The following is a 15,022-nucleotide window of genomic DNA, read 5'->3' as shown; positions in this document are numbered from 1 at the left end:
CCCTCCCTTAGCATACTATATGCCTTGGCGGGAGGGTTGGTTCCTATAAGGTAACCCAGCCGTTCTTGATGGCTATAATAACGGCCTGCGTACGGTCGTCGACTTCCATTTTCTGAAGAATGCTGCTCACGTGGTTCTTAACGGTTTTCTCACTGATGTAGAGGAACTCTCCGATCAGTTTGTTGCTTTTGCCCTCAGCCATTAGACGCAGTACTTCCGCCTCACGCTTAGTAAGCGGGCTTGTTGGCACGTGAATATACTTCAAGCCTGATTCTTGCACACCATTGCCTGAACCCATAACTCCGTTATCGTCCAGGTAAGTCATACGACGCAGCTGATTGATCAGTTTGCCTGTAACTTTCGGGTGGATGTAAGCATGTCCCGCAACTACGGAACGGATCGCATTAATCAGTGCCTCTGCTTCCATATCTTTAAGCAGGTATCCGGATGCCCCTTTACGAAGTGTCTCGAATACGTAACTTTCATCATCATGGATAGATAGAATAATGACTTTGATATCCGGAAAAATAAGTTTCAAACGCTCTGTAGCGACTACACCATTCTCCAGCGGCATGTTAATGTCCATCAAAACCACATCTGGCTGCAGGTCATTGCAAAGCTCGATTACCTGAATGCCGTCTCCGCATTCTCCGATAACTTCCATATCATCTTCCATGTTGATAATTCGTTTGAGGCCTTCCCGAAACAGCTGATGATCGTCCGCAAGAATGAGTTTTACATTACGCTTGGGACTCCCCTGGTTGTCCATTACCAATTTCCTCCTTGTTCTCTGCGCGAATGGGAATCAACATCGTAATTTTCGTTCCCACGTCCTTTTCTGAGTAGATGGCCATGTCCCCTTCGAGTAGCTTCAACCGTTCCCGCATCCCCAGTATTCCGAAATTATTACCTTTGGCGATCTTGTGCTCGGTCAATTCCACATTAAATCCGATTCCGTTATCGTTAATCGATATGTTGACCAGATCTTCACGAAGAGATAATTCGAGTGTGACAAATGTTGCCTGAGCATGTTTGAGAATATTTGAAAATGCTTCTTGAACCAAACGGAATATAGCAACTTCCATCCCGGATGGAAGTCTTGTTTCTTTTCCAGAAAGCTCGAATTTTGTATGTACTTGGGTCTTATCCTCGAAATCCTGCAAAAATTTCCGCAAGGTTGGAATTAACCCAAGGTCATCTAGAGCCATTGGCCTAAGATTATAGATCGTTTTACGTACTTCTTCTAGCCCGCTGCGTAACTGGGACTTAAGATCCATAAGTTCTTCTTTGGCAGCCTGGTACTCTTGCTTTGTTACCATTCTTTCTGCAATCTCTGTACGAAGTACAAGGTTTGCCATGGTCTGGGCCATGCCATCGTGAATTTCACGGGCAATTCGTTTACGTTCTTCTTCCTGCCCTAAAATAATTTTAAGCCCGAGCAGCTGACGATTTTTAGCCGACTCCAGAATACGGGTTACCTGATTCAAATCTCCCGATAAGTACTCAAGCACCACATTCATTTGAGAGACAATCATTTCCGCCCGCTCGAGCTGTCTATCTACATTCTTAATACGCTTTTGAATATCATTGCGTCTTGCTTTCAGATGATTCTCTTTTTCTCTTGAAACGGTAAGCTGAAGCTGTAGCGAGATGGCCGCCTCATATGCAACTTTAATATGGGTTTCCCGGTATTTGGCAAAGTCGCGGCTCACATCCGTCAGACGTACGCGTGCACGCTTGTAATCGCGTTCCAGGGTATCTACCGATTCAATTGTCTGGGAAACTTCCTCGATAATTTGCTGCAATTCTTTGAGAAGGGATTCGCGTTCGCTCCTCGCACTTTCACAAATTTCGAAGACCTGATACTTGCTGCTTTCCATGACTTCGATAGCATTCTTGATGACACGATCCAATGCATCTACCTGCAACTCGCTCCAAACTCCTTTATCAAAAACAAATTGGTCTGCCTTCTATAGTACCATACTTTGGATCATTTGAGAGTAAACTAATAGAACTATTTATTGCAGTGTAACGGACTGTTCTTGCTGGTTCCAAGTGACTTTCCAGCCCAGATTTTCAGTGATAATCCGCAGGGGTACCATCGTCAAATTGTTCACAATCCGTGGAGGGACTTCCGCTGTAACACGCTTGCCGTCGGCAATTAAATCCAGCTGATTGTTCCACATATCTACGATGTTACTATTCTTAACTACGGTCGCGCGCAGCTCTTCCTGATTCCACAATACTTTAGCTCCGAGCGCTTCGGACACGAAACGTATAGGGACCAGTGTGTTGCCTGCATCATTAATAGGAGCTTGTTCCAGCACATACGATTTACCATCGACGGTCGCTGTCTTGCTTCCGATTTGCAGCTTCACTTTGGACATAGATCCCGCCGTACCGTAATCCGGATAACTGAATGAAATATCATCGAGTTCTATTTTGCCTTGCAGTGCACGCTCGTCCTGGCCCTGCTCAGGATTCACGACATAAATACTGCGTATAGTCAGCGGATATTTTAGATTTAAACCCGATAAATTGGCAGATACGGACTTCCATCCCTGCCAGTTAATATTTTTGGCCAGTTCGACCAGCTCTTTTTTACCATTTGCATCAATGATCTCCGCACGCAGCCAGTTCTCGCTTTCGTCCCCTTTCACGCGCAAATTAATGGCTTGAGGATACCCGTAGAGCTGTGCTCCGTTCGTGTTAAATACCGCGTAAGCTGCTTTGTTACCTTTACCTTTTGTAAAATCGTAGGCCAGCTGCAAACTGTTGTTGCCCGCCTCATTCTTCACAATGCTCGCCTTCGCCTCTACCTCTGCCGGATATTTATCCGTATTGGTCAGGACAGACTTGTCGTCCAGGTTGTACCACATGGACTCATTGCCAATCGGAATACTAACCATGCTGCTGAAACCGTCATAACGGGCAATAACCTGGGCATTTTTAGCGCCCTCCAGACTTTCTACATGAAGCACGCCATCTTTCACTGCTCCCTTAATGCCTAGCACTTCCCATTCGAGCGATGCCGGAGAGAGCTGCTTGGTTTTGCCGCTTTTGGTCGTAGCCGACACCGTCAGGTTATAGCTTCCACCCGCAACCAGGCCAGGCCCGCCGGATTTAGTAACCTTCATCGAGCTAAGGTCCGCACGTCGGATGACTTTAACATCCAGGCTGGATGAACCTTCCCCGGATGATGCCGTTAGCTTTCCACTGCCGAATTTCGTCGGGATAAACGAGTTTCCTTCGAATTTACCCAGTCCATTCGTTACCTGCCACTGAGGCTGAATTCCATTCGAGGCCATCGGGTTGTAATAAGTATCATAAGCGCTGAATGTATAAGAAGATTTCTCATTCAAGAACAGCTCTGTATCGCCTTTAACGACTAAGCTCTTGACCTGACCCTTCGGAGCTGTCGAAAAAACACCCAGTCCATTGACGACAATTCGCTGAGAACCGTATTCCGTCTGATTGGCCAGCTGTATATTTGTAGTGCCAAGCGGACGCTCTACCATTTGGGTCGACCCGCCGCCATCCAGGTTCATAGCTTTATCGGCACCTATGGCGATCAGGAACTTCTGGAACTCTTGCAGACTCATGCCCGCGCTGTTGTCATTCTTATCGGCTGTAACTACGTAAGCCGTCTTCATATCCTTCGAGTACCCTACTCCTGTACGGGAACGGTAGCCGCCTAGAGAAGAAACATCTCTGGAGAAGGTTGTAGCCTTGCCCCCGTCTACTAGAATAGAGTGGCCTCCAATCATCATTTTGAATGTATCGTTGGGATAAACTGCACCCGTTCTTTGATTTGTAAAAGCATAATTCGAAGTCAGCTTCTCGCCTACCTTCAAATTCGTTTTAACGAACTCAGCAGACTTGCCTGCAGCGCGCAGGATATAGCCGTTCGCCGGCGGCACCTGTTTAATGACAGAGTTAACGGCAATTTGCTTGATCACTCCATCTTGCACTAACACCTCAGTAGGAGTCGATTGACCGTCATTCGAGCGTTCCACTTGTCCCCATGCTTCTGTATACATGAACAACCCGTCTTTATGGCTGTGAGTACCATCGTCGAACCAATAGTAGGTTTTGTTGATACCACCCAGATCAAAAGCCGCACCATTGCTTGCTTTAATCGTACCTTGGAACGCGAACAGATCAATTACCGGTTTGTTGTCTTTCGTTACACCAAAGGCATACAAGCCTTTCATGTTATTAACCGGCGAAGTAATAATTTGACCATTAGTAATTTGCGGACCTAACGGCACACCCTCTGCTTGGGTATTAAAAAAGTCTCCATTCACACCAGCTACAGCTCCTGATTCTTTGGCCATAGTGATTACGGTCTGCTTATCCGTTAACGTCGTAGTCTTCCCCGACATTACATCCAGTTTGACATAGGGACTTGTTAAATCCACTTCAATAACATTGGCATTCGCCGTAACCTGCTTATTGTTTCTGGTAAACTTCCAAACATATCTTTTCATCACGGCACCCGATGTTAGTATGTTCTCCGATTTGAGAGTGACGGACGGCTCTGCGGCAAAGGTCGGTAAAGGTGTGGAAGCGACGACTTGAAATGCGACGACAAAAGCCAGTGTCGTTCTCCACAACTTGCTGGTAAATCTCATGCTTGTTTCACTTTCCTCTCTCCTAAATAGGTAAAATCAACTAGAACGCACAATAGTATAGACTCTCATTCTAGCCAAAAAGTTACGTATTTCGTTCGATTTTTCACAGAATAAGAGGAAAAGGGACTATTTGAGTGTCAAAGTAGCGAATAATAGAGTCTTTTTGCTTTAAAAAGTGAGTTTTAATAGTGCAGTAGTGAAAGGAATCTCTAGTTACTAGCTATAGGATTCGTAGGGAGGATGATATTTGAGGGATTTTTGAGTCTTGAGTTACATAAGTCTTATAGAAAAGGACAATCTATTCAATTCCAGTGCACACGGGTGTTACTCTAGAAATCTAGCAATCTAGCAATCTAGCAATCTCCTGATAACCTAATCTCAAATTACAGACTACTCAAGCGAAATTATTTCCCAACACTTAAAAAACACGGCCTCCCCGCAATGGGTAGACCGTGTTCTTCAAGATATCTTATAGTTTACAGAGCATCGGCTTTCAGAAGATCCGCTTTGTCTGTACGCTCCCAAGGAACATCCAAATCATTGCGGCCAAAGTGACCGTAAGCAGCAGTTTGCTTGTAGATTGGACGACGCAGATCCAGCTGTTTAATAATTCCCGCCGGGCGCAGATCAAAATGCTTGCGAATCAAATCAACAAGCTTGTCCTCTGCTACTACGCCTGTACCGAATGTATCCACGCTAATGGATACCGGCTTAGCAACGCCAATGGCATACGCAAGCTGAACTTCACACTTCTCAGCAAGGCCCGCAGCGACGATGTTCTTAGCTACGTAGCGAGCTGCGTAAGCACCAGAACGGTCGACTTTTGTCGGATCTTTACCGGAGAATGCTCCACCGCCATGACGCGCATAACCACCGTAAGTATCCACGATAATTTTGCGGCCAGTCAAGCCGGCATCCCCTTGAGGTCCACCGATTACAAAGCGGCCAGTCGGGTTAATAAAGTAGTTCGTATTTTCATCCAGGAATTGTTCTGGAACGATGGGTTTAATCACGTGCTCTTTGATGTCCTTCTGGATTTGCTCCAGCGTAACTTCTTCAGCATGCTGAGTGGATACAACAATTGCATCTACACGAACAGGCTTGTCCCCGTCATACTCAACCGTTACTTGAGTTTTACCGTCCGGACGAAGATAGTCCAGGGTACCGTTCTTACGAACTTCAGTAAGCCTACGGGAGAGCTGATGAGCCATCGAAATCGGCAGCGGCATCAATTCAGGTGTTTCATTCGTCGCGTAACCAAACATAAGACCTTGGTCGCCTGCACCGATTGCCTCGATCTCAGCGTCACTCATTTGACCTTCGCGAGCCTCAAGAGCTTGGTCAACCCCTTGTGCGATGTCAGGGGATTGTTCGTTAAGGGAAGTCAGTACGGCACATGTCTGGTAGTCAAAACCAAACTTAGCGCGTGTATAACCGATATCTTTGATCGTTTTACGTGCGATTGCTTGAATGTCCACGTACTCGGAACGAGAAGTAATTTCGCCGATGACGAGTACCAAACCGGTAGCTACAGATACCTCACAAGCTACGCGTGCGTTCGGATCGTTCTCCAAAAATGCGTCTAACACCGCATCGGAAATTTGATCGCAAATTTTATCGGGATGACCTTCTGTCACGGACTCGGATGTAAATAAACGTCTGCCGCGTTCTAGTGTCAATGTCACCGACCTCCTACTCCATTATAGTATGTAAAAACAAGTGCAAACTTACACAAAAAATGAACCTTTTCCGTGATGGAAAAGGTTGCTTGCTTAACATGACCTTCTTCAAAATATATTACTGTATTTATAAGGGAAAGTCAAACCAGCATAACCTAGAAACAATCATAAATTATAACGTAAAAAGAACCTCTTCCGCCTTACGTATTAAACGGCTTGTAATAGCCCCGCCTACTGCTCCCGAATCACGTGAGGATATATGTCCCCAGTAATCTTCTTTAATGGAAGCGGCTGGTATGGAACCAAGATCCGAAGCGAATTCCGTATTGAAATCTAAGCTGTTCAAAGCTTGTTTCCCTACAGGAAGACCCATTTCCGCAGCAATTTCATACTTGAGTAAATCAAGTGCCTTATGGGACTCAGGTACTACTTTTTTGTTGCTTGCCATGTTTCTTTCACTCCTCTACATATTGGTACAGATAGTATCACCTTCTCCTCACAAAAAACGCGGATAATTTCTTGTCAGCAGGGTTAATTTATGGAGAGAAAAACACACGAAAAAAACACAACAAGCATTTCGATATGAACTAACTTGTTGTGTTATATAGCCATCATTGCGCCACACGTGTTCCATCGGCATTCTGAACCACATAGCCTCCACGTACCATTACATATACCTCTGCTGTTTCCTTGAGATCCGGTTTAACACCGCGTCCGTCTCTAGGGAAAATAAGCAGATGATTATTAGTAATAACAGTCCCAGCGGCTAGATCCTTACCCGCTGTTACGTCTGGAATCCCATTATCATCACTGCTTACTGCAATCGTCTTGCCCGTGCGGACAATCAGTTCAGCACCTGCATCTGCATAGAGAGTTTGGCCTGATTTCAAAACGACAACTTTCAAATCAGCAGATGTGCCTGGAGAAGTAGTACCTCCCCCGCCATTGTTGGGCAGCTTGGCCACTTCTTGAGCAATAATTTCTCTAACCTTGCTCTCCGTTAAACCTGAATTGTTCCCCCCGCCTGTAGATCCTCCAAGATTTTGGACGTATTGTTCTAAGTAGCTTTTTGTAACGACTGGATCGTCCACAGAGCCTGGGGTCGGGGCAGCGGCATTAGTAATAGATATAGTAGATACGAAAACCAACAATGTGGTTGTCATTAAGAAATACTTCTTCATGTAAACCACCTCCATATTTGATTTTTTCTAAAAAAAAATAAGAGGGCCTAGGCCCTCTTATTTTTTTACAAATTACTTAGTTACAAGTGTAGTTGTGGAAGTACCGTTAGGAGCAGTTGCTTTGAGTGTGAACTCAATTACATCATTACCAATGTTCAGGGTACCATTAGATCCCAAGGAAACACCATTATCCGTACCATTAGCTTTTGTTACAATACCGCTGATGGAGAAACGAATACCAAGGAAAGCGTCATATTTCTCGATAACATTGGTATCAATTGCTGCGATGTTTGCATCGTAAGCATACTCAATGCCATAGTTGTCTTTTGCTTTCAGTTCCATAGTAGTGTACACATCATTAACATATTTCTTAGCCGACTTAGAAGTCAGAGAAGCTACTGCTACAGCATCATTCTTAACTTTAACAGCCAATGTTTGGTCACTAGACTCACCGGATGCTGTTTTGAAAGTAACAACTACGTTTGCAGTACCTGCTTTGTTACCAACAAGTTTAGCTTTTCCTGCATTGTCAGCATAAACTGCTTTAACTACAGTATTATCGGAAGACGATACGCCTGTAATGAAGTTAGTAGGTACAGCTACAGTCTTACCTGCTGCATCTTTAGCTTCAATAGTTACACTGCGACCCATTTTGCTGTCATAAGCATTTGCTTTATCAGCAGCAGGTGCATTAGCATTGTCGAGGATTGCAAACAGGTCACTCACAGCAGCAACGTTGTAAGTCAATTTCTCGTCAGCTTTAGCGATAGTTACTTCTCTGGAGATTGAATCAATTTCATTAGTACCTTTATAGAGCTTAGTTACAACTTTAAAGGTTCCAGTAGCACCTGGTGCAGTTTTAATTGTGAAACCTTTATTGAATGTTTCTAAATCAGTGTTAGCATAATTTTGAGTAAGAGTTTGTTGGTCTTTATTTACTAAGGAAACATTAGTGGAGTTGCCTTCAAGGGTAACTTTAACACTGTAGTCTGCATTACTCACACTGTTAACTACTTCACCGTTTTGATCTTTAACTTTCAGAATCAGATCGGTTTCTGCACCAGCGATTGCTTTTTGCTTGGACTCAGTAGCTACAGAAAGTGAATCAGCGATACGAGATTTGTCGATTTTGAAGTTCTTGTTAACATAGCTGTTAACTCCTGGAGCAATGATGGAAACACTGATGTTCATGTATCCATTCTCAAGAGTTGCAGGAATACCAGCAATTCTGATTTTACCTTTGTTCTCACCAGTAAGCTGCAGAGATACGTTTTCAACGCTGCTGTTAACTTTGATGATATCAGCATTGTCTACGATTTCTTGTGCTGTAAGAGCATTGCCGCTCTCGTCATAAACATTGATTGGGAGGAATTTCTCGCCATCGCCAGCCGCTAAAGATCCGCTGAAATCTCCGAATTCAACTTTTTTAGCAAATTTGTTGGATTTCACGCTAAGCTTCGTAGTTGCGGAAGATGCACCAGCATAGATAGTAGCTGTGTACTCAGCACTCGAGCTAGCTTTTTCAGTTAGAGAGAATACAACTTTCTCAAATGTTTTCTCGGAAACTGACAGGCCTTTTTCGTAAGGAGTTACGATTACGTTCGGTACACTGGAGATGTTGCCAGCATCAACATCAGAGATGATGTTGCCGAATTGGTCGTATTGATAAAGATTTACAGTTGCTGTTTCTCCAACATTAGCAAGTGTTTTGTTAGTGTTGCTGTATACAACATCACTAAGTTCAAGCTTGGTAGCATAAGGAGCTACGTTTACTTTGAAAGTCTTGTCTTTAGCAACACGGGACTCGTTGTTAAAGATATTAACTGGGATAACACCCATACCTTGAGTGATACCGTTCAAAGATTTTCCATTGGAATCACGATCGTCAACTTTGAGAGTCAGAATCAAAGTTCCGTCTTCGTTCTTCTTCAGGCTGTTCTCAACGTTGGAAGTGAAAACAGTGTAGTTGCTAGCGGAGAAAGACGCATTCTCGCCATATTGGTTGCTTGCTTTGATCTTGATACCGACTTTTTTACCATAAGCAATTGTGTCGGAAGTATTCAAGAAATCAATGCTAGTTACTTTCTCATCAGTAGCTTGGAACTCAGCAGTGGATTTGTCTACTGTAGAGGAATCTACACCGGACAGAGTTACACTGTAAGTACCATCGATGATTTTAACGTCTTTCAGAGTAAGTTCAGCAGACTTCTTGTCTTCTGCCCATACTACGTCTGTAGCTACTGCTGCAGTTCCTCTTTTCAGAGCCAGTGTAGCTTTAGTTGTATCTACTTCACGGTTAAATTTAACCGATACTTTCTTAATGCCTGTAGCTTTAGCTTCAGTTACGGAAAGCTTCTTGCTAGCGTTAACGACTTGTTGAGCTTGGTAAGAAGCTGTTACAAGCAGGTCACGAGTAGCAGGTGTGGAACCGTTGAAAGGCTGGCCAGCTGGAGTATCGAACAATTTCAGTTCTTGAGCCATTTGAACATAGCCTTTAGCCCAACCGGATACGGTTTGGTCAGAAACGCCTGGCTTAGCTAGCGCTTCGCTTTCTTTGCCAAGACCACGAACTAAGAAAGTAGCAAGCTCTTCTTTAGTTACGTCGCCAGCTGGTACGTACTTGCCTTCTTCTTTACCATCAGTAAGACCAGCAACTCTAAGAGCTTCGATGTAAGGAAGTGCATAGCCGTTAGCTGGGTCACTGGATTTAACATCAGTGAAGCTGGAAGTAGTAGCATTGGATTTCAGTTCGAAAACCAAAGCTGCAACTTTAGCGAATTGAGCGCGGTTCATTTTGTCTTTCAGACCAAAGCGGCCTTCTTCAACACCGTCGAAGATACCTGCTTGAATCATCGAATCAAACTTGGCTTTTGTAGCCGCGTCCAGATCTTTAAGATCGGAGAAATCGTCTGCTTTAGCACCGAATGCTACGGAAGAAAATACGGATAATGCCATAGCTGTGGAAAGAATAACGGATAAACTTTTTTTCATAACCTTTTTGTCTCCTCCTTGAATATCTTTCGGGTTTTGAGAGTGATTGGGAAATCTAGAGCTCATATTCCTCATTGTTTGATTCACCCCCTTTCCAGAGTTGTAGAGCCTGAAATAGTATAACTAATTCATCTGCAGATCTCATGTCCGCATAGAATCTAGTAACGAGAAAATAATAGATATGTAGACATCTAACACCACTTTAAACATTATACATTGGCGTTATTGCTACGTAAAGAAGAATTTTGAGAAATGATTCCAGAAAACCTTAGTGTTTAGGGGCTTTCTTTCTCTTCCAATGTATTAAACGAACGGTTTCGGAAAAAGTTGCGGTTGTTGCGATTTTTTTTGAAATTATTTTGTAACTTCTTATGTATTATAGCTTGGAATTATTAGGCATGTCCAATTTCACTGCTATTAAGCCGTTTTTCTACTATATATAGAGAAACGACCGCACATTGTGCACGGCCGTATCTTCCATAATAATCCTTACTTAGTACCCATAACTCGCGATGCCACAATAGCAGCCTCTGCTCTTGTGAAGGTCTCCAGCGGATCGAAACGCACGGTTTCTTTCTTCTGGCCTTCAATAAGAACGTTAGGTTTGCCCTCAATATACTTCTTCTTGAATACCGCTTCTACGGCCGGGCGTGCATAATAGTCAATGGCGCTGCCATCCGTAAATGTCTTCTGCAGGCTGCTCAAAGTCTTATTCGCGTCCGTTGCAAGCTTCAAATCAGCTGCGCGTGCAATCATGACCGCCATATCTTGACGGGTAATAGAACTATCCGGACTGAAACGGTTGCCGGCAGTACCACGAATGATACCGGCACGAGCTGCCGTCTCAATGTACTTATAATCATACAGTCCGTAGAGGTTCTCGACTTTGAATACGTCAATAAACGTTGGTGTCCCCCCGTAATTCAGCGGGAGATCAAAGATACGGACAAGCATCGTCGCGAACTCACCGCGGGAAATCGGCTCGTTCGGACTAAACGAGTAATTTGTCTTACTGTTCATAATTCCTTTGGAGAATAACATCTCCAATTCATTTCTTGCCCACGGGTGACCCGTTAAATCATCGAATCCTTTGTCCATGTACATAACTTGATAGTAACCGAATTTCTCGAAAGGTACGGTAATGGTGTTGCTTCCCGTATTCACTGTACCACCGAGATTAACCCATCCGCGGCCAGTCAAAGTGTTGTACTGCTCATACGTATCAAAGAAGAAGACCGAAATGTATTTGCCGGCATCATCACGGATAGAAGGATCAAACTTAAGCGTTAAAGTACCACGTTTAGTAGGAACTACTGTTTGATCGACTGAGCGTGTAAAGAAGTTTGTCTTTGGATCGTATGGCTCAATACCTCTGCCTTGCAAAGCATAGCTTAAATAGTCTTCTGGAGTTTGTGCGCTTGATTTCTCATTAATCACACCCGCATCCACATAATATAACTTGCTAGCCGTACTGAAGTTATCAGACTTGCCTTTGACAGCTAAGCGGGATTTCGCATAATCGTTAGGGAACTGATTGTGAATGGAGAACTTATCCACTCGTCCGTCAATGCTATCCGCGATACCGAAATACAATTTGCGGTCCGCGGTAATATACTCTTTGTTATCAAATGTAGGCTTATAACGTTTAAGCTTCGTGTCTTTATCAAATTTCAGCTGGAGTCCGCCATCAAACACTTTGAAGCTGGAGCCCATGTTATCCAGATACTGCGCGCCTGCAACTGGCGTATTCGTATTAAAGAGTACGATACTTCCGCTTGTTTTGGTGCTGCCCCGGTTAACAGTAAATTTGACTGTGTTCTTGCCAGCCTTAAGATCTCTCACTTCATAAGTAAAACGATCGACTTCCAAACCGTTTTCATACAAAGTCTCTTTATCCGCTTTTTCTTTACCGAAAACAACACTATCCGCTTTCTCAGCGTCAATCACAATTTTGGTAAAGTTACTATTAATATTGGCTTGGTATTCATGCTTTTCATTCTCAATCAATATCGGTTCTTTAATGACATAGGCCAAGGGCTCTCTAGCGATAGTAACGGTTTTGGACACGCTCATATTCGCTTGATTGGTCACCGTGAACTGGAATGTCATCTCGCCTCTTTCCGGAAGGGCGATTGCATTGGTTGTGAAGTCTACCCCCGAAGATGGCATACTTGCGAAAAATCCGCCTGATACCGATGTGCTAGATCCAGTAGTGGAGCTCCAAGTATGGTAATCGTTTTTTGGATTGCCGTCTTTATCTTTGGAGTAAACGTTCAGGGAAACGGTCACATTGCCTGCATTCGTATTAAAATATTTACCGTTCAATTGAACAGTGCGCTCTGTAGTTGCATACATATCCGGCTTCTGAGCTTTGGGAAACTTAGTTTTGCCAGCTGTATCTTCCTTCGGCAAGAAAAGAACAACTTCAGGAGCTTCAGCCGTAATCAAGTTAACATTATAGACAGCCCGGCTGATCAATGAATTGTTAACATACATATAGAACTTGATCTGGTTAGCTCCTTCGCTAAACAGTTGAGCTGCTGTAATTCCGTATTTTGCCGCTAATTTGGTTAATTCAAATTTGAATTGACGATTAGCATCAAAATCTGCTGCCTGAAGCTCGATCATTTTGTCATTCACATAAAGCTCAACTTTATTGCCTGCTCCGGTTGGAAGGTAGTTGACCGCTTTACCGGAAAGACATCCTACTGTTGTTCCACAAGTGAGCTGATCCACACCACGGATCGTAATCCCTGTGTTACCAGGACTGGAAATTTGATTGGCAATAATGTAAGGTGCATTGTTGATTTGGATGCTATACTCCCGGCTGCCATTCTCAACCGGAATCCCCGCTGCATCTATCGGCAGGAATTTCAACTGCTTTTGCCCGTCCGTTATGTTCTCCAGTTTGTAAATAAATTCGTTGTTCCCTGGGTTAGAGATTTCAGAAACTTGTTTGTTATCAAGCAGAACTCTAATTTTAGCTGTATGAGCATTCGTTAGAATCTTCATTTCTACTGGTAATTCATTAACTTCTGTAGTCGCCAACTCAGACAAGGAAGTATAAATATTCTGATTCGTTGCCGCATCTTTACCCGTTACCATAGCAACATCCGTTACTCCGGCTTCGCTCGGATTGGTGTAGCTGAAGGTGTAAGTAGAAGACGCTGTTCCGGCTACTCCCAGTGAATCTTTAAAAATAAACTGAACTTGCTGAGGGTTGCGGACTGCTGTCCATTCAGATATCCCGGCTACATTCAGATCAAGAGTAAGGTTGAATACATCGTACTCATTCTTCAGGCCTGTTCCTTTGCCAAACTGCTTAACAGCACCCCCGACAGAGGAAGATGGTGTGTTAAGATCCAGATTAGCTGCAACCTGGTTACCATTCACCATGATATCTACCAAGTTATAACGAAGAGATGTAGGCGCATTCGTACCATCTCTGTTGTAGTCTACTTTAAGATTTGTTTTGAGTGTCAGGTCTTTAACATCGAAGTTTGGTTTGTTTAACAGAGATTCCGTTTGTCCTGCGCTGGTTTTTCCCATCTCCACGCCAAAAGCAAATGGCTGGCCGTTGTCATAAACAAAGCGCTTCTCAGTCTGGTAGGAATTCGAATCATTGCTCGAATCAAAAACGATCCGGTTATCCCCGGCTTTCAAACAGATCTCGCCGGTGGCCCCACAATTGCCTGCTGCGTCGCCGCCACGGAAATACACCATGCCTTCGCTGCGGTTCAGGATACCAAGCTTCGCATTGGCACTGCCCGACTCATATGCCTTAACTTGATTGGCATTGGAAGCCTTCGCTTTAATATCTACCGCGGTGACTCCCATTCTGATGTTGTTGCGGTCTACCGGATAAATTTTACCGTCTACAAGGTTTTCGTTGTTGATTGTAAAATCGGTCAGGTTCGTTGTAGGCGTATAATAAATCCAGCCGGGTGCGGAAGAAAGCTGGTTGGTATCGCCCATTTTGATAACAATGCGGTTAAGACCCTCTGACAGGGTAATGTTCGTAAAGGTAATTTCATTAGCGCTTGTCAGCGAAGGTTTGTGAGACTTTTCTACCGTAACTTGCTTTGTATTTACATTCGTAATTTCGTAATAAATTGTAGGGATTTGTGATTCACTGATGTTAGAAATACTTGCTTTTAAAGTAAAAGGATTGCGAGTTACACGGGTTACGTTGTTGTAATCCTCGGGAGCTTCCTTATCCGTGCCGAAGTTAACGGTCTTATTGTACATATTCGTAATGGAAATGGTCGAAGCCGCATACGCCGTAAGGGGCGGAAGCAGACTGATCAACATGGCAAACATCATCACGACGCTGAGCCATTTGCGGGATTTCATTTTCAAAATAACTCCTCCTTATATAAATAGGTTCTAATCGACGGATAGCATGAAAAGGTATTGCTTTAAGGGGCCTCCTTCCAATTCAAAGCAAATAAGCCGTCTTAAAATAAAGTAGTCGTATTTTAAATATCGGTATGCCTTTCTGAAAAGTTTAGGTGTTTATCAGTATTTGGAAATTAAA

General features: G+C 43.7%; 8 protein-coding genes. All 8 read right to left on the bottom strand.

Going from position 1 to position 15,022, the window contains the following annotated elements; translation table 11 throughout:
- Positions 1-43 precede the first annotated feature (43 nt).
- The 8 genes from AR333_RS21570 to AR333_RS21535 all read right to left on the bottom strand — a co-directional run bounded on the left by AR333_RS21570 (position 44) and on the right by AR333_RS21535 (position 14,838).
- Entirely contained in the window at positions 44-769 is a 726-nt protein-coding gene (locus AR333_RS21570; RefSeq protein WP_068777442.1) for a response regulator transcription factor, read from the bottom strand.
- Positions 741-1,928 (bottom strand): sensor histidine kinase, encoded by a 1,188-nt coding sequence (locus AR333_RS21565; protein WP_068777441.1) that lies wholly within the window; start codon positions 1,926-1,928, stop codon positions 741-743. Before AR333_RS21565 ends, AR333_RS21570 begins: the two co-directional genes overlap by 29 nt.
- Positions 1,929-2,018: 90 nt before the next feature.
- On the bottom strand, positions 2,019-4,634 hold the full coding sequence (locus AR333_RS21560) for a stalk domain-containing protein (protein ID WP_068777440.1): 2,616 nt from the start codon (positions 4,632-4,634) through the stop codon (positions 2,019-2,021).
- Positions 4,635-5,110: 476 nt separating this feature from the next.
- Positions 5,111-6,313: a methionine adenosyltransferase gene (gene metK, locus AR333_RS21555; RefSeq protein ID WP_172798921.1), complete on the bottom strand. Its 1,203-nt coding sequence runs from the start codon at positions 6,311-6,313 to the stop codon at positions 5,111-5,113.
- Positions 6,314-6,485: 172 nt separating this feature from the next.
- Positions 6,486-6,761, bottom strand: coding sequence for an alpha/beta-type small acid-soluble spore protein (locus tag AR333_RS21550; RefSeq protein ID WP_068777438.1), 276 nt, complete (start codon positions 6,759-6,761; stop codon positions 6,486-6,488).
- Between the two features lie 163 nt (positions 6,762-6,924).
- On the bottom strand, positions 6,925-7,494 hold the full coding sequence (locus AR333_RS21545) for a hypothetical protein (protein ID WP_156430981.1): 570 nt from the start codon (positions 7,492-7,494) through the stop codon (positions 6,925-6,927).
- 72 nt (positions 7,495-7,566) lie between these two features.
- Positions 7,567-10,485 carry an S-layer homology domain-containing protein gene (locus AR333_RS21540; protein WP_068777437.1) on the bottom strand — a complete coding sequence of 973 codons (2,919 nt, stop codon included), beginning with the start codon at positions 10,483-10,485 and terminating at the stop codon, positions 7,567-7,569.
- A 489-nt stretch (positions 10,486-10,974) separates the two neighbouring features.
- The gene (locus tag AR333_RS21535; RefSeq protein WP_253735947.1) at positions 10,975-14,838 is read right to left on the bottom strand and encodes an S-layer homology domain-containing protein; all 3,864 of its coding nucleotides are present in this window, start codon (positions 14,836-14,838) and stop codon (positions 10,975-10,977) included.
- Positions 14,839-15,022 lie beyond the last annotated feature (184 nt).

This window comes from Paenibacillus sp. FJAT-26967, assembly GCF_001541095.1.
Taxonomy (GTDB): domain Bacteria; phylum Bacillota; class Bacilli; order Paenibacillales; family NBRC-103111; genus Paenibacillus_F.
The sequence above is the reverse complement of the archived record's forward strand: the minus strand, read 5'-3'. Positions and strand labels throughout refer to the sequence as shown.